Here is a 16981-nt window from a genome sequence, read left to right as displayed (position 1 = left end):
GAGATGCGCCGGGAGTCGTGAATGATCGGTATCGTCAAGGTTGCCCTGCATCGCCCGCTGACCTTCATTGTCATGGCGATCCTGATCGCGATCGTGGGCATCCTGTCCGCCGCGCGTACCCCGGTCGACATGTTCCCCAATATCCGCATCCCGGTGATCGCGGTCGCCTTCCAATATGCCGGCCTGTCGCCCGAGGACATGTCGGGCCGCATCGTCGGCCCCTATGAGCGCGTGCTGACCACCACGGTCAACGACATCGAACATATTGAAAGCCAGTCGCTGCAGGGCATTGGCGTCATCAAGATCTATTTCCAGCCCGGCGCCGACATCCGCACCGCCACTGCGCAGGTGACGTCGATCTCGCAAACCGTGCTGCGCCAGATGCCACCGGGCGTCACCCCGCCGCTGATCCTGAACTATAGCGCGTCGACGGTGCCGATCCTGCAGCTCGCTTTGTCGGGCAAGGGCCTGTCGGAACAGCAATTGTTCGACCTTGGCCAGAACCAGATCCGGCCGCAGCTGGTGACCATCCCCGGCCTCGCCATGCCCTTCCCCTCGGGCGGCAAGCAGCGCCAGGTGCAGATCGACCTCAATCCGCTGGCGCTCCAGTCCAAGGGGCTGTCGGCACAGGATGTCGGCAACGCCATCGCCGCGCAGAACCAGATCAACCCGGCCGGCTTCGTCAAGATCGGCGCGACCCAATATAGCGTCCGCCTGAACAACGCGCCGGAATCGATCGCCGCTCTCAACGACCTGCCGGTCAAGGTGGTGAACGGCGCGACCATCTACATGCGCGACGTCGCCTATGTCCGCGACGGCGCCGGTCCGCAGCAGAATATCGTCCATGTGGAAGGCAGCCGTTCGGCACTGCTGACCGTGCTGAAAAATGGCAGCACCTCTACCCTCGCCATCGTCGACGGCGTGAAGCAGGCGCTGCCGAAGATTTCGGCTACCCTGCCCGACACGCTCAAGATCCTGCCGATCGGCGACCAGTCGCTGTTCGTGAAGGCCGCGGTCGAGGGCGTCATCCATGAAGGCGCGATCGCCGCCGCCCTCACCTCGCTGATGATCCTGCTGTTCCTGGGCAGCTGGCGCTCGACCGTCATCATCGCGCTGTCGATTCCGCTCGCCATTCTGGCGGCGATCGCGGCGCTGGCAATGTTCGGCCAGACCCTCAACGTCATGACGCTGGGCGGCCTCGCGCTGGCGGTCGGCATCCTGGTCGACGACGCGACCGTGACGATCGAGAATATCAACTGGCACCTGGAGCAGGGCAAGGGCGTGATCGAGGCGATCCTGGACGGCGCGGCACAGATCGTGACGCCGGCCTTCGTCTCGCTGCTCTGCATCTGCATCGTGTTCGTGCCGATGTTCTTCCTGCCCGGCGTCGCCGGCTTCCTGTTCGTGCCGATGGCGCTGTCAGTGGTGTTCGCGATGATCGCGTCCTTCATCCTGTCGCGCACGCTGGTGCCGACCATGGCGATGTATCTGCTGAAACCCCACCATGTCGGTGACGAGGACGAGCATCTGGCCGGCACGGCAACGTCGAAGAACCCGTTCGTCCGCTTCCAGCGTGGCTTCGAATATCGGTTCGAGAAGGTGCGCACCGGGTATGTCGGGATGCTTCACCGCGCCCTCAACGCCCGCAAGCCCTTCCTGATCGGCTTCATGGCGGTCGTTGTCCTGTCCTTCGGCCTGCTGCCGTTCCTGGGCAGCAACTTCTTCCCTTCGGTCGATTCCGGCCAGATCGCCATGCATATCCGCGTGCCGGTCGGCGCCCGGATCGAGGATACGGCCGCCCGCTTCGACCAGATCGGACGCGAAGTGCGCAAGATCATCCCGGCCGACCAGCTGGGATCGATTACCGACAATATCGGCCTGCCAGTCAGCTCCATCAACACCGTCTACAACAATAGCGGCACCATCGGTCCGCAGGACGGCGACATGCTGATCGCGCTCAACAAGGGTCATCGTCCGACCGACGAGTTCGTCTCTCAGCTGCGCCGCGAACTGCCGCGCCGCTTCCCCGGCACGACCTTCGCCTTCCTGCCCGCCGACATCACCAGCCAGATCCTGAACTTCGGCGCCCCCGCGCCGATCGATATCCAGATCGCGGGCAAGGATGCCGAGGCGAACCGCGCCTATGCGCAGAAGCTGCTGGCGAAGATCACGAGCATTCCCGGCCTGGCCGACGCCCGCATCCAACAGCCCGGCCGTGCGCCGCAGCTGGACGTCGATGTCGATCGCTCGCGCGTCGGTCAATATGGCCTCACCGAACGCGACGTGACCACCAGCCTTGCCAGTTCGCTGGCCGGCACCTCGCAAACCGCGCCTGTCTTCTTCGTGAACCCGCAGAATGGCGTCCAATATCCGGTCGTCGCGCAGGCGCCCGAATATCTGGTCGGGTCGATGAGCGACCTGTCCAACGTCCCGGTGTCGGGTGCGGGCGCCAGCGCGGTTCAGCCGCTGGGCGGCCTTGCCACCATCGTCCGCTCCAACACCGTGCCGGTCGTGTCGCACTATAATATCGCACCGGTGCTCGACATCTTCGCGACCACGCAGGGCCGTGACCTGGGCGCGGTGGCGGGCGACATCGACCGGGCGATCAAGTCGCTGAAGGCGGAGGAGCCCAAGGGCGCCACCATCACCATTCGCGGCCAATATGCGACGATGAACACCGCCTTCTCGGGCCTTGGCTTCGGCCTCGCCGGCGCGATCGTGCTCATCTATCTGCTGATCGTCGTCAACTTCCAGAGCTGGGTCGATCCGTTCGTCATCATCACCGCCCTGCCCGCGGCGCTGGCCGGCATCATCTGGATGCTGTTCATGACCGGCACCACTTTGTCGGTGCCGGCGCTGACCGGCGCGATCATGTGCATGGGCGTGGCGACGGCCAACTCGATCCTGGTCGTCAGCTTCGCCCGCGAACGGCTCGCCGAACTGGGCGACGCGACCAAGGCTGCACTGGAAGCCGGCATGGTCCGCTTCCGCCCGGTGCTGATGACCGCGCTCGCCATGATCATCGGCATGGGCCCCATGGCCCTGGGCATGGGCGAAGGCGGCGAGCAGAATGCCCCGCTGGGCCGTGCCGTCGTCGGCGGCCTGATCTGCGCCACCATCGCCACCCTCTTCTTTGTCCCCACCGTCTTCGCCTTCGTCCACGGCCGCAAGGCTGCGAAGGCCAACAACATGGAAATGCAGCCGAGCCATGTCTGACCATAACAGCATCGAAAATCCCGAGCAGGCCGGCCCCGACAGCGGCACGCTGAAGAAGATCGGCATCGGCGCGGCGGTGGTCGCGCTCGCCGTGGTCGGCGTGGGCGTCGCCTCGCGCATCAGCGCGACCAACGAACTGCGCGAAACCGCCGCCGACGCATCGGTGCCGACCGTCGCGGTGGTGAAGCCAACGATGAATGGCGAGGGCAATGACCTGGTCCTGCCCGGTAATGTGCAGGCCTATAACAGCGCCGCCATCTATGCCCGCACCAATGGCTATGTCCGCCGCTGGCTGGCTGACATCGGCGACCGGGTACGCGCGGGCCAGCCGCTCGCCGTGCTCGACGCGCCCGACCTCGACCAGCAGGTCGCCGCCGCCCAGGCCGATTATCAGACCGCGCTGGCCAACCAGCGCCTCGCCGAAACCACATCGAAGCGCTGGAGCGCGATGCTGGCGCAGGATGCCGTCTCGCGGCAGGAAGCCGATGAAAAGGCCGGCGACCTCGCCGCCCGCACCGCCGTCTCCAACGCGGCGCTCGCCAACGTCAAGCGACTGAAGGCCCAGCAGGGCTTCACCCGCCTCGCCGCGCCGTTCGACGGCGTCGTCACCAGCCGATCGGCCCAGATCGGCGCGCTGGTGGTGTCCGGCAATGCCGCCGCCCAGCCGCTCTTCACCGTGTCCGACGTCCATCGCATGCGCATCTATGTCCGCGTGCCGCAGGGCTATTCCGCGTCGGTGCGTCCCGGCATGGGCGCGACCCTGACCCTGCCCGAATATCCCGGCCGCAGCTTCAACGCGACCCTGACCAGCAGTTCGGGTGCGGTCGATGCGCAGTCGGGCGCCGTGCTGGTCCAGTTGCAGGCGGAAAATCCCGACGGCGCATTGAAGCCAGGTGCCTTCGCCCAGGTCAGCTTCAAGGTCGGCGCCGGCCAGGGCAATGGCATGACCCTGCCGGGCAGCGCGATCCTCTACAGCAATGATGGCCCCAGCGTCGCCGTGGTGGGCGCAGACAATCGCGTCACTATGAAGTCGGTCGCCATTTCGCGCGACGAGGGCGCCACGGTGCAGATCGCCAGCGGCGTCAGCCCCAATGACCGGATCGTCGACACCCCGCCCGACGCGATCCGCACCGGTGACATGGTGAAGGTGCAGGCGTCGGCGCCCGCCGGCGGAAAGGGTGCGACGCATGCGCGCTGACCGCCGGATCGGCGGCGCGGGCGTGACATTGGCGGCGGCCTTGCTGGCCGGCTGCTCGATGGCGCCGGCCTATCAGCCGCCCCAGACCAGCGCCCCCGCCGCCTACAAGGAAGTGGCGGGCTGGACCGCCGCCCAGCCGGCCGACGCGACGCCGCGCGGCAATTGGTGGGAGGCGTTCAACGATCCCATCCTCAATGACCTGGAAACCCGCGCCGAACAGGCCAGCCCGACTTTGGCCGCGGCGCTCGCCCGCTATGACCAGGCGCGCGCCGCCGCGCGGGTGGAAAATGCCGACCTGTTCCCGCAGGTCAGTGCCGGCGCCGATGCCGGCCGGCGCCGCGTGTCGGGCAACCGATTCCAGGGCAATGGCAACGCCGTCACCTATAATGACTATGTCGTGGGTGGCAGCCTCGACTATGAACTCGACCTTTGGGGCCGCATCCGCAACAGCGTGAAGGCGGCGCGCGCCGACGCCGATGCCAGCAATGCCGATCTCGCCTCCGCCCGGCTCAGCCTGCAGGCCGCCGTCGCCGACGCCTATGCGCGGCTGCGCGGGCTCGATGCACAGGCGGAACTGCTGCACCTGACGGTCGAAGCGTTCGGCAAGGCCTATGACCTGACCGACCGGCGCCACAAGGGCGGCGTGTCGTCGGGCATCGACGTCAATCGCGCCAAGACGGTGCTGGACAATGCGAAGGCGGACATCTCCGCCATCGCCAATGAACGCGCCGCGACCGAGCATGAGATCGCCGCGCTGGTCGGCGCGATCGCGTCGGACTTCAGCGTCGCCGCCCGCACCCAGCCGCTTGCCGCGCCGGACGTGCCGACCGGCGCGCCCTCGCAACTGCTGGAGCGCCGCCCCGACATCGCAGCGGCCGAGCGGCGCATGTTCGCCGCCAATGCGCGGATCGGCGTCGCCAAGGCGGCCTTCTTCCCGACGCTGACGCTGGGCCTGACCGGAGGGTGGGAAACCACCCATGGCGACCTGTTCAGCACACCCAACAGCTTCTGGGGCCTGGGTCCGGCATCGGCGCTGCTCAACCTGTTCGACGGCGGCAAGCGCCGCGCACAGGTGAAGATGTCGCGCGCCGAATATGAGGAACTGGCCGCCGGCTATCGCGACACGGTGCTCACCGCCTTTCGCCAGGTCGAGGATGCGGTTGCCGCCAATCATCACCTGTCCGACCAGATCGGCCACCAGCGCAGCGCCGCCGATGCTGCCCAGCGCACCAGCGATCTGGCGCTGACCCGCTATCGCGACGGCGCGTCGGATTATCTGGAGGTGGTGACGGCCCAGACCGATGCGCTCGACGCCCAGCGCGCGGTGCTGATCGCCCAGACCCAGCGGATGCGCGCCAGCGTCGCGCTGGTGAAGGCGCTGGGCGGAGGCGCCTGACCACGCTATGGGGCTGACGACAAAAGACAGGAGCGCCCCATGACCAAGACCGTCCTCATCACCGGCGCGACCGCCGGCATCGGCGAAGCCGCCGTCCGCGCCTTTGCCGCCGATGGCTGGCAGGTGATCGGCACCGGCCGCCGCGCCGATCGGCTGGAAAAGCTGGCCGCCGAAATCGGTGAGGCCTTCTGCCCACTGGTGTTCGACATGCGCGACGAAGCCGCGATCGATGCGGCGCTGGCCAGCCTGCCCGAAGCTTTCCGCTCGATCGACATGCTGGTCAACAATGCCGGCCTGGCGCTCGGCACCGCGCCGGCCCAGTCGGCCGACCTCGCCCAGTGGCAGCAGATGATCGAAACCAACATCACCGGCCTCGTCACCGTCACCCACAAGCTGTTGCCCGGCCTGGTCGCGCGCAAGGGCGGGATCATCAATCTGAGTTCGGTGGCGGCGACCTATCCCTACACCGGCGGCAATGTCTATGGCGGCACCAAGGCGTTCGTGCGCCAATTTTCGCTCGGCCTGCGGTCGGACCTGCACGGCACCGGCGTGCGCGTCACCTCGATCGAGCCGGGGATGGTCGAAACCGAATTCACCCTGGTCCGCACCGGCAGCCAGCAGGCGTCCGACACCCTCTATGGCAATGCCAATCCGATGACCGCGGAGGATATCGCCGCCACCCTGCTCTGGGTCGCGAACCAGCCCGCGCATCTCAACATCAACACGCTGGAACTGATGCCGGTCAGCCAGTCCTTCGCCGGCTTCCAGGTCGCGCGCGAAGGCTGAGCCGAACCAACCATCCACATCCGTTCGTTTCGAGCTTGTCGAGAAACGCTGCCCATAGGCTTCTCGACAGGCTCAAAGCGAACGGTTCAGGCTAAGCCCGCACCTCCCCGGCCGGCGCCAGTTCGATCGCGTCATAGCCCTTCCAGCGATAGAAGAGCGCGCTGGCGATCCAGCAGGCGATGAACAGGCCGATGATCGCGAAGCCCAGATCATTGAAATGCTCGCCGAGCGTGGCGGCGACGTCCCAGATGCCGCCGCTTAGCCCCAGCTTGTCGCCGAGCAGCGCCAGCGTCTCGATCGTGCCGATGCCGATCGCCACCGCCGCCGACAAGGCGGTGATGACGATGTTGTAGTAGAGCTTGCGCAGCGGCTTCACGAACGCCCATTGATAGGCGCCCATCATCAGCATGCCGTCGACCGTATCGACCAGCGCCATGCCCGCGGCGAACAGCAAGGGCAGCACCAGCACCGGGCCGAGCGCAAAGCCGTCGCTCGCCTGCGCGGCGGACAGGCCCAATATCGCCACTTCGGTCGCGGTGTCGAAGCCCAGGCCAAAGAGGAAGCCGAGCGGCGCCATCTGCCAGGGGCGCGAGATCAGGCGGAAGACCGGGCGGAACAGGCGCGACAACGGCCCGCGCCCGCCGGTCAGCATGTCGAGATCCGCCTCGACATAGCTGCCGCCCGCCTGCACCCGGCGGAAGGTGACCCAGACCTGGCGCAGGATCACGAGGTTCATGATCGCGATGGCGAACAGGAAGGTGGCGGAGATCAGCGTCGCCACCACGCCGCCGGCAGCGCGGAACCGCTCCAGCCCGGCCAGCGCACTGACCGCATAGGCGAGGCCCAGCGCGGCGATCAGCACGATCGCGCTATGGCCGATCGCGAACCACAGGCCCACGGTCAGCGGCCGCTGCCCATCCTGCATCAGCTTGCGCGTCACATTGTCGATCGCGGCGATATGATCGGCATCGACCGCATGGCGCAGGCCAAGGCCCCAGGCGAGCAGGGCCGTGCCCATCATCACCGGTCGGTCGCCGAACAGGGCGAAGGCCCAGCCCCAGACGGCCAGATTGGCAAGGACGAGCGCCGCGATCAGCGGCATGCTGCGTCGCCGAAGCGACGCCTGCAAAGGGGTGGCGGTCATGCGGTTTCTCCGATCAGGGGCCGCACGGCGCAGGCGCGCCGCCGGCGATTGCGGACGCGGCGCAGATCACGCCGCAGCTTGGAAAGGCCCATCCATGTGCCGGTGCCGCAGACCAACGTGACCATGGCGAGCAGCGGCAGGACGATGATGTCCCACCAGGGGCGGGTGCGCAGCAGCGGGAAGTCGAGCCGGTGCAGCCCGTCCTGCAGCCAGCGGAAGGCGCGGCCATTGCGGTCGAAGGCGCGGATCAGGCGGCCCGATGCCGGGTCGACATAGAGGCGTGTCGCCTGCTCATCGGCCAGGATGACACGCCACACCGGCAAGGCGACGCTGGCCTTGTGACCATAATAATAAGCGTCTTCCTGCCGCAGCAGCTCGATCGAGCCAATCGCGGGACCGTCATGGAGCGCGGCGCGCAGGCCCGCTTCGGACAAAGCGGCAGGCCGGCCAGCAGCGTCGAATCGCTGTGCCTTGCCAGCCCGATCGATCGCCACCAGATGGACGGCACCGGCAAAGGGCACCGCCTCCAGCCGGACGGTGCTTTGCGGCAGGGCGGGCAGCGCCGCGATCGCCCGGCGCGCATCGCCCCAAGCGAAGTCACCGTTCAGCCGCTGGCGCTCCGTCATCATCGCCTCGCTGTCCAGCAGGCCCCAGGGGTTCATCGACAGCAGCCCGCTCGCCACCCAGGTCAGCGTCACTATGCCGAAGAACAGCCCGGCCATATGATGCCACCACCACAGGCCGCGATAGGGCGATCCGATGCTTCCGTCGCGGCGGCGGCGCAGCCGGGCGATGCCGACCCACAGGCCGGTGATGGTCAGGAAGCAGCCGATCAGCGAGGTCCAGATGACGACCTGGCTCCACAGCGCGCCATCCTGCCGCAGGATCGTGGGATAGAGCCAGTGCGGCACCGCGCCAAGCCAGCCCCAGAAGCGCTGGAAGCGGGTGATCAGTTGCACCACCTCCCCGCTCTTGCCCGAGACATAGGCCTGTGTCCCGGCCGCATCGGCATAATCGACACGGTAGAGCGGCGCGTTGCGGCGGAAGGTCTGGACCGTCCACTGATCCATCTCCGTCTGCGCGATCCGCTCCGGCGGGCCGGCAATGGCGCTGTTGCGGCCGAATTCGCTCGCGATCCTGTGGATATTTTGCGGATCGACCTGCTCGACCGGTTTCCCCGACGCCCAGTCATGGGTGCCGACGGACACCCGCATCTGCGGGATGGTCCGCGTCGGATCGAGCGCCGGCGTCACCCGCAATACGGGCCGCCCCGCCATCATCTCGATCCGGGCGGCGGACAGCATCATGGTGTCGGGCAATGTCCCCGCCTGCCCCGGCGACAGCGTGAGGGGCGTGAGCCCCCCAAGCTGCGCGGCCGGTGTCAGGCGCGGATAGTCGACATAGAGCATCACGAAGCCGGACAGGCACCACAGCGTCATGACAGCGCCGATGATGATGCCCAGCCAGCGATGCAACAGGAGGACCGTCCGCAACATGGTCAGAAGCTCAGGCCATAGCTGACCCGCAGCGTGCGCGGCACGCCCCGGTAGAAGTAGAGGAAGCGGCTGTTGCTGCCGTCCAGTACTCCTGCATCGCTGACCGCCGAACGATAGCCGGTGGAGGCGTAGTCGCGGTCGAACAGATTCTCGACATTGACGCCGAACCGGTTGCGCCGCGCCTGATCCAGCCACAGATGGGCGCCCGCATCGACCACGGCATAATTGCCATAGTTCATCCGGCCAAAGCCCGATGCGGTCGACCAGACATCACCCACCCAATTGGCCGACAGATTGGCGCCGAAGCGGCCGGTCTGCGGCGCATAGACGATCGCGGCGCGGCCATATTGCTCCGGATTGCGATCCCGCTGCACCGAACTGCCCTGATTTCGGACGCGCGAATAGGTGTAGCTGGCCGACAGGCCCCAGCCGCCGCTCAGGTCCGCATTCAGCTCCAGCTCGGCGCCTTCGGCCCGCACCTTGTCGCGAACGTTGATATAGGTGCCGTCGGGAAAGGCCGGATCATCATAGGTCGTGTCGATCAGGTCGGTGATGCGCCGGTTGAAATAGGTCGCTTTCCAGCGGATCGCACCGCCGGCGAGCGCACCGCCCAGCGCGGCGTTGAGGTTCAGGCTTTCCTCCGGCTTCAGGTTCGGGTTGCCGACCTCGCAACAGGGATCATTGCCATAAAGCTGCGAGGCGTCGGGCAGCACGAAGGAGGTGCCGCCATTGGCCTCCACGAACAGCGCGTCGCTGACATCATAGCGACCCGAGACGTTCCAGATCGTCTTTTCCGATCCCTTCGCCTTGTTGTAGCGCAGGCCCGCCGCGATCCGCCCCTTGCTCGACAATTCGTCATTGGTGCGCAACTGGAAGATGCCGGCATGGACCTGTTCATCGGTCGGCGCGATCAGCAGGACGTCGTCGCGGCCGTTGAAGCTCTGGAAATCATAGCCGATCAGCGTGTCGATGCCGCGCAGCATGTTGAGCTGCACCACCGCGCTGCCGCCATAATCCTGATAGCCCCAGAAGGTGCCGGCCGGGTAGATGACCTGTGGCGGCCCCGCCGGAATGGGATTGCGGATCTGGACATAGGCGGTCTTCCAGTCGTGGAAATAGCCCTTGAGGAAGAATTGCACGCCATCCTCGCCGGTATAGTCGAGGCGCAGGCTGGCCACTTCCTCGTTGCGGTCGTTGCGGCTCTCCTTGGTCCGCGTCGCGCTGATATTGTCGAGATCGGCCTTGGTGTGCTGGTAGAGCGCGTTGAGGCGCAGGTCCGGCGCGATATCATATTGATATTTGATGCCCGCCGACCAGAGATCATAGCCGCGCGCGCGATCGGTGGCGCTCGGCTGCATCACGTCATAGGGGCGATAGCCGTCCGACTGGCTGCGATTGCCCCAGACCACGAAGCGATGCTGGCCGATCGCGCCGCGCAGATAGGCGTCCAGGCTGGTGCCGGCAAAACTGTCGAGGCTGGCATTGACCTGGCCGCCCAGATCGTCGCTGAAATCGCGGGTGACGACATTGATGACGCCGGCCGCCGCCTGGGTGCCGTAGAACAGGCTTTCGCCCCCTTTCAGCACCTCGATCCGCTCGATCATGCTGGCGGCCATGGTGTCATTGGGCGACGTGCCGCCATAGAGGCGGTTGTTGAGGCGGATGCCGTCCATCGTCCACAGCACATCCTTGGCGCGCGATCCCTGCAGCGCGATGTCGACATAGCTGAACGGCCCGGACTGCGACCGGATGAACAGGCCCGGCACCGCTTCGAGCGCGCGGGCGGTGTCGATCGCCGCGGCATCGCGGATCTGCGTATCGGTGACGATCTCGATCGCATGGCCATAGCGCGACAGCTGCTGCGGCAGCGTCTCTTCCAGGCTGGTGCCGGTGACGACGATGCTGTCGCCCTCCCCTTCATCGGCCAGAGCCGGCGATGCGAGGCACAAGGACAAGGCCAGTGCGGCCCGCGAAACGATAATGGACTTCATTTATTCCCCCATCCGGCGCCGCGTTCGACGGGCGGGGGCAACCTTCACGAGCGGCACGCGCGCGAACGTCCGACACACGCGCCGGCCGGGCGCCCAAGGGCAACCGACGCGCGTCGTCGCAGCGGCCCCAGCCGCTCGTTCGTCGCTCAGACGGAAGGTACCGTGCCGCGGCCATCCCCTGGACCAAGGCAAGAGCGACCAGACGCCGGCAGGTCTCCTGGCTCACGGGTCATCGCTTGATGCACGGCCTTCCCAGGCCTCGCAGGATTTAGCGTCCGGCCCAGTGGCTGGCGGATCGGGCATTCTGCCGTCCGCACATGTACATCGCGCTCACCGCTTACAGTTGCAGGGACAGCTGCGGATTTGGACGACACCCTGCATGAGAGGGCCATCCGCACCGCATTCCCTATTAAGCCCCTTTCGGGACACCGGCGCGATCATGATCCCATGCCGTGCGGCGCGGGATCGGCGGGATCGATAATCGAATATCAGGCGACCTGCAAGCGCCTCTCAAAACCAGGCGCGCAGGCCGATCACCAGCCTGGTGGCCGACGGCTTGTCGCCGGCGGCACGGGCATGGTCGGCCGTGTCGCCCAGCTTGCGCTCCCAATTGACGCCGACATAGGGCGCGAACTCGCGGGCAATCTCGTAGCGCAGCCGCAGCCCCAGCTCGATGTCGGACGGGCCGGCGCCGATCCCCAGTTCGGGCACATCCTGCGCCGCCAGATTGAACTCGGCGGCGGGCTGCAGGATCAGCCGCTGGGTGATACGCTGGTCATAGCTCGCCTCCAGCCGCAGATGGGCGTCGCCCCTGGTCGACAGGAAGGCTTCGACCCCGACTTCGAACCAGTAGGGCGCCAGGCCGTCGATGCCGATTACCGCATAGCTGCGGTCCGGCCCTTCGCCGAAATCCTGCCGCACGCCCGCCTGCAGGTTGAACCAGGGGTCGATCGCCCGGCTGTAGAGCGCCTGCACCTCGGCCCGTTCGAGCGATCCGCCGAACGCCCCCTCGCCCTCGCTCTTGACCGCGAAGCGGTTGATGTCGCCGCCGATCCAGCCCTCGCCCTCCCAGGCATAGCCGTCCGCGCCCTTGCCGGCGCGATATTCCAGCCGATCGAGCATCCATTGCGAATAGGTCATGCCGCCCCCTTCCGCGGTCATCGCCGCGCGGGCGCGGGCCATGGCGGCCGGGTCATAGAGCGCGTCGGCGGCATGGTCGGTCGGCACTGGCGGCAGCGTGCCTTGCGGGATCGCTGCGTCGGTAGCCGACATCTCATGGCCCATTGCCCCATGATCCATCTGGCTGTGGTCAATCTGGCTATGGTCCATTTGGGGGACCATCGTCTGGGCCTGCACCGGCGCGGCGGCGGCGAGCAGAAGGAATGCGAGCGCCTTCATGCAGCGTCCTCCCCGTGGCGGACCGTCACGACCCGCATCATCCCGGCATGCATGTGCATCAGCATGTGACAGTGGAACGCCCAGTCGCCCAGCGCATCGGCGGTAAGGTCGAAACTCAGCTTGCCGCCGGGCAGCACATTCACCGTATGCTTGCGCGGATTATGCGCCGCCTCGCCGGTCACCAGTTCAAAGAAATGGCCGTGCAGATGGATGGGATGCGGCATCATCGTGTCGTTGATCAGGGTCACACGCACCCGCTCCATATGCCGGAAGGCGATCGGCTCCGCCCCTTCCGACAGCTTCACCCCATCGAACGACCACATGTATCGTTCCATGTTCGCGGTCAGGTGGATGTCGAGCGATCGGGTCGGCGTGCGCAGGTCCGTGTTCGGTGTCAGCGACCGCAGATCGGCATAGGTCAGCACGCGATGGTCGACATGCTCCAGCCCCGTCGGCCGGTCGGCGGTGCGATCGGCCGGCATCGGCGACAGGGTGGCGACGCCCGGCCCCATTTTCACGCCCGGCGCGACCGACTTGTCGCGCATCTTCATGGCGTGGCCGGACATGCTTTCATTGGCCGGCTGGCTGAGGTCGATCACGCCACCGTGACCCATGTCCATGCCGCCCATGTCCATGCCCATGTCCTTCATGCCCAGCAGCGGCCGGGCGCGCCGATCCGGCACCGGCGCGACCATGCCGAGCTGCGGCGCCAAGGTGGCGCGGACCAGGCCCGACCGATCGATCGCCTCGGCAATCAGGGCATAGGGCTTCGCCTCGCCGGGCTGGACGATCACGTCATAGGTTTCGGCAATGCCGATCTGGAACTCGTCGGTCTCGACCGGCTGGACATCCTGCCCGTCGCACTGGACGACGGTCATCGGCAGGCCGGGCAGGCGAACATTGAAATTGGTCATCGCCGACGCGTTGATGATGCGCAGCCGCACCCGCTCGCCCGGCGCGAACAGGCCGGTCCAGTTCTCGGCCGTGCCCATGCCGTTCACCAGATAGCTGTAGGTCGCGCCGGTGACGTCGGAAATATCGGTCGGGTCCATGCGCATCGCGCCCCAGTCGATCCGGTCCTTGAGGGCCTGATCCTTTCCCGCCAGCAACCCGGCCAGCGTCTGGCGCTGCATGTTGTAATAGCCGCCCATCTGCTTGAGCCTTTGCAGCAGCCTGTGCGGATGGACCGGGCTCCAGTCGGCGAGCAGGATCACATGCTCCCGGTCATAGGCCACCGGATCGGCGCCGGCGGGATCGATGATGATCGGCCCGTAAAGGCCCATCGCCTCCTGCATGCCCGAATGGCTATGATACCAATAGGTGCCCGCCTGCCGCACCGGGAAGCGATAGGTGAAGGTTTCGCCCGGCATGATACCGGGGAAGCTGATGCCCGGCACGCCATCCATCTGGAAGGGCAGGATCAGCCCGTGCCAGTGGATCGAGCTATCTTCCTTCAGCCGGTTAGTGACGGCGATGTTGACATCCTGCCCTTCGCGCAGGCGGATGAGCGGCGCGGGTGTGCCGCCATTGACGCTGATCGCATGGGCCGATCTGCCGCCGGTCGCAAAATGCCCGTCGCCGATGCTGAGCGCGATCGTCTCGCCCGACAGCGCGCCCTGCGCCGCGTCCTGCGTGCCGGTGGCGGCCCAGCCGGGCAAGGCCTGCGCCAGTGCAAGCGCGGCGCCGCCCCGGATCAGGCTGCGACGGTCGAGAGGGAGGGACGGCAGATCGGTCATGCTGCTCTATACGCGCGCCGCGTCGCTTTCCCTCAACATCTCCTGCAATTGCCGGCGGGCGCGGTAGAGGCGGGTTTCCACCGCCTTTTCGGTGACGCCCAATATCTGCGCGACCTCGGCCTGGCTCATGCCCTCGATCCCGCGCAGCAAAACCACCTCGCGCAGCGCCACCGGCAGCGCCACCACCGCCGCCTCGATCCGGGCAACGCCGGCGCGGGACTGGGCCGCCTGTTCGGGATCGGGCGCCACGTCGGCGACATGGGCGGCGTCCTCGATCGGCCGGGCGAAGCTGAAGAAGCGGCGGACGGCACGACGGCGGGCCCAGTCATGGCATTTGTTGATCGTGATCCGCGCGATCCAGCCGCGAAAGGGCCGACGCCCGTCATAGCGGGCAAGCGAGGCAAAGGCGGCGACGAAGCTTTCCTGCACGATGTCCATCGCCGCGTCGGCATCGCCGACATGGCCGCGCGCCAGCCGATAGACGGCATCGCGGTGCCGCCGCATCAGCGCGCCATAGGCGGCCTGCCGCCCGGCCAGCGCCTGCGCCGCCAGCGTGGCATCATCGGGATCGTCGGCTATCACCCGACAGGCTGGGTCAGCGCCTTGACCACCGCCGCGTCGAACAGCGCGGCCTGATCGGGGCGCAGCACGCCGCGCATCGCGAAGATGTGCTTCAATGTTTCCTTCTGCAATTCGCCCATTGCCTGGTGCGACCGGTCGACTGCCTGGGCGACGCGCGGGCCATAGCCATGTTCGGCGGCGATCGCCGCGGCCAGCCGCTGATTGTCGGCGCGCATTTCCGCGTCGAGCGCCGCCTTGCGCCGGGCGAAGGCGGCTTCCAGATCGGCGATGCGCTGCTTCTGGCCGGCGTCCAGGGTCAGCCGCTCATGCAGCAGGGCATGGACCTCATTCTCCACCGGCGGCGCGGGCGCGAGCCAGGTGCGCGCCACCAGCACGGCGGCCAGCGCCGCGGCAAAGGCGACCAGCGCCACCAGCCAGTAACGTTTGCCCATCCTTATCGCTCCAGCAGGCGCGAGGGCGCATAGTCGGACATGCCGATCAGTGCGGGCGCCGCCTGTGCCGGCTGCGCGGGCACAGTGCTGCCGATCCAGCCGATGCCGATCGCCATCACCCCGGCCAGCATCAGGCTACGCCGCGCGACGCTGCGTTCGCGGCGGCGGTCCAGCCCCTGCATCACCGCCGCCTCCAGCCCGTCGAAGCGTGCCGTCGCCGGCGCATCGCGCAGCCCGGCCAGCATGTCATCCAGATCGTCCATCGTCCCGTCCTTCATGTCCTGCCTGACGATACGCATCCGGCCGGCCCATCCCTCGCACAAAATAGCGTGAGGGGTGAGGGATGCGACAGGACAATGCGTATTCCCCTGCAAGACGCGCATTTTTCCGGAGACATCCATGCCTCGCCTGCCCCTGATCGCTACTGCCCTTGTGCTGACCGCCCTGCCCGGCGGCGCCTTCGCCAGGCCGCAGCTCGTTGCGGCCAGCCCCGCCGCCAATGCCAGCGTCGCCAAGCCGACCCGGCTGACCCTGGGCTTTTCCGAGGCGCTGCAGGCCGATCATAGCAGCATCACCCTCACCATGACCGGCATGCCGGGCATGGCCGATCATCCGCCGATGCCGATCAAGGGCTTCACCACCGCCGCGGCCGCCGATGGCAAGGGGCTGGTCATCACCCTGCCCCGCGCCCTGCCGACCGGCAGCTATGATCTTCGATGGACGGTGATGGGCAACGATCATCAGCCGGTCAGCGGCACATACAGCTTCAAGGTCCGCTGAAAACAGCGCCGCTCCGGCGGCTTCGTCCCGACGTCAAGGGCGCAAAAGCGCAGCCTCATCGTGCGCAAACTTGACCAGAGGGATGAAAATTGGCGCCCTTTGGCGATGATTCGATCGGATCACCGCCAGACTTTTCAAAGCGTTGGCTGCGAAACATTTGGAAGTTTGCGCATGTGCGCGATATGGAATTTGCGCCGGGCCGGAAAAACCGGCGGAAACAGAATGGGTTGACGATCTCAAGGAGCCGACCGGAAGTTTATATCGGCAACCTGCTGTAGGACAGAGGGTGTTGAGGGGGGCGCCGCCCTATCGCGCCATGCCGGCTAGCGGCATGTGCCCATCAATGACATCCCCTGCCGTTCGCAGAGATCACAAGAAGTGAGATCCCCGTCTTCGCTGGGATGGCGGAATTGGGTGGGGAGCGGAATGGCCGGTTTCGGGCGTGGCCTATCCCTTAAGGGACATGCACCGACTGCACCTCAATTCGCGCATTGTCACTATCCCGTAAGATCGCGTGAACCGTCAGGTCGCTAACATTTTCGGCTTCGGTCGTGAGATCGACGAGAAATTGCCAATACCCGCCCATCCAACGATAAACCGCCCTATCCCATGTCGTTGGGTTCAGAGGGGCGATGGGATCGCCGTAAGCAGATATGCTGTCCGCGATGAATTGAGCAGTCGATTGTTCAGTTGGCGAAACCCCTTCGATTACATGGGTTTGCAGAGCAAAATCTCCAGCAACAAATGCGTCAGCGATAGCATGAAAGGCGGCACGCCGTTCCAAAGGTACGGGATGCTCAATGTCGTCCTTCTTAAGCATTCTAGCC

General features: G+C 66.5%; 14 protein-coding genes and 1 riboswitch. Of the genes, 5 read left to right on the top strand and 9 right to left on the bottom strand.

Features of this window, described 5'->3' with window-relative positions:
* Positions 1-21: 21 nt before the first annotated feature.
* The 4 genes from N6H05_RS07275 to N6H05_RS07260 are packed head-to-tail and all read left to right on the top strand — an operon-like array spanning position 22 to position 6596.
* Positions 22-3216 (top strand): efflux RND transporter permease subunit, encoded by a 3195-nt coding sequence (locus N6H05_RS07275; RefSeq protein WP_284113298.1) that lies wholly within the window; start codon positions 22-24, stop codon positions 3214-3216.
* Positions 3209-4414 carry an efflux RND transporter periplasmic adaptor subunit gene (locus tag N6H05_RS07270; RefSeq protein ID WP_284113296.1) on the top strand — a complete coding sequence of 402 codons (1206 nt, stop codon included), beginning with the start codon at positions 3209-3211 and terminating at the stop codon, positions 4412-4414. The genes N6H05_RS07275 and N6H05_RS07270 overlap by 8 nt, the downstream gene beginning before the upstream one ends.
* Entirely contained in the window at positions 4404-5810 is a 1407-nt protein-coding gene (locus tag N6H05_RS07265; RefSeq protein WP_284113295.1) for an efflux transporter outer membrane subunit, read from the top strand. The genes N6H05_RS07270 and N6H05_RS07265 overlap by 11 nt, the downstream gene beginning before the upstream one ends.
* A 39-nt stretch (positions 5811-5849) precedes the next feature.
* The gene (locus N6H05_RS07260) at positions 5850-6596 is read left to right on the top strand and encodes an SDR family NAD(P)-dependent oxidoreductase (RefSeq protein WP_284113294.1); all 747 of its coding nucleotides are present in this window, start codon (positions 5850-5852) and stop codon (positions 6594-6596) included.
* 91 nt (positions 6597-6687) lie between these two features.
* On the opposite strand, the gene N6H05_RS07255 is transcribed toward N6H05_RS07260, so the two are convergent.
* The 8 genes from N6H05_RS07255 to N6H05_RS07220 form a co-directional block, all read right to left on the bottom strand.
* Positions 6688-7740 carry a HoxN/HupN/NixA family nickel/cobalt transporter gene (locus N6H05_RS07255; RefSeq protein ID WP_284113292.1) on the bottom strand — a complete coding sequence of 351 codons (1053 nt, stop codon included), beginning with the start codon at positions 7738-7740 and terminating at the stop codon, positions 6688-6690.
* Positions 7737-9236, bottom strand: a complete 1500-nt coding sequence (locus N6H05_RS07250; protein WP_284113291.1) for a PepSY-associated transmembrane domain-containing protein — start codon at positions 9234-9236, stop codon at positions 7737-7739. The genes N6H05_RS07255 and N6H05_RS07250 overlap by 4 nt, the downstream gene beginning before the upstream one ends.
* Positions 9237-9238: 2 nt before the next feature.
* Positions 9239-11227, bottom strand: coding sequence for a TonB-dependent receptor plug domain-containing protein (locus N6H05_RS07245; RefSeq protein WP_284113290.1), 1989 nt, complete (start codon positions 11225-11227; stop codon positions 9239-9241).
* A gap of 190 nt (positions 11228-11417) precedes the next feature.
* Positions 11418-11675: riboswitch (cobalamin riboswitch) on the bottom strand.
* 62 nt (positions 11676-11737) lie between these two features.
* Positions 11738-12625: a copper resistance protein B gene (locus tag N6H05_RS07240; RefSeq protein ID WP_284113289.1), complete on the bottom strand. Its 888-nt coding sequence runs from the start codon at positions 12623-12625 to the stop codon at positions 11738-11740.
* Positions 12622-14361, bottom strand: coding sequence for a copper resistance system multicopper oxidase (locus N6H05_RS07235; RefSeq protein WP_284113288.1), 1740 nt, complete (start codon positions 14359-14361; stop codon positions 12622-12624). The genes N6H05_RS07240 and N6H05_RS07235 overlap by 4 nt, the downstream gene beginning before the upstream one ends.
* A gap of 6 nt (positions 14362-14367) precedes the next feature.
* A complete protein-coding gene (locus tag N6H05_RS07230) occupies positions 14368-14943 on the bottom strand; it encodes an RNA polymerase sigma factor (RefSeq protein ID WP_284113286.1) in 576 nt (191 codons plus the stop codon).
* Positions 14940-15374 carry a periplasmic heavy metal sensor gene (locus N6H05_RS07225; RefSeq protein ID WP_284113285.1) on the bottom strand — a complete coding sequence of 145 codons (435 nt, stop codon included), beginning with the start codon at positions 15372-15374 and terminating at the stop codon, positions 14940-14942. Before N6H05_RS07225 ends, N6H05_RS07230 begins: the two co-directional genes overlap by 4 nt.
* A 2-nt stretch (positions 15375-15376) precedes the next feature.
* Positions 15377-15673, bottom strand: a complete 297-nt coding sequence (locus N6H05_RS07220; protein WP_284113283.1) for a hypothetical protein — start codon at positions 15671-15673, stop codon at positions 15377-15379.
* A 100-nt stretch (positions 15674-15773) separates the two neighbouring features.
* On the opposite strand from N6H05_RS07220, the gene N6H05_RS07215 reads away from it, so the two are divergent.
* On the top strand, positions 15774-16154 hold the full coding sequence (locus tag N6H05_RS07215; RefSeq protein ID WP_284113282.1) for a copper resistance protein CopC: 381 nt from the start codon (positions 15774-15776) through the stop codon (positions 16152-16154).
* A 454-nt stretch (positions 16155-16608) separates the two neighbouring features.
* Here N6H05_RS07215 and N6H05_RS07210 read toward each other — a convergent pair whose 3' ends face one another.
* A complete protein-coding gene (locus N6H05_RS07210) occupies positions 16609-16974 on the bottom strand; it encodes a DUF7668 domain-containing protein (protein WP_284113281.1) in 366 nt (121 codons plus the stop codon).
* Positions 16975-16981 lie beyond the last annotated feature (7 nt).

Origin of the sequence: Sphingobium sp. WTD-1, from assembly GCF_030128825.1 — a bacterium.
Classification (GTDB): Bacteria; Pseudomonadota; Alphaproteobacteria; order Sphingomonadales; family Sphingomonadaceae; genus Sphingobium.
Note: the sequence above shows the minus strand (reverse complement) of the source record. Positions and strands in the feature narration are given on the sequence as shown.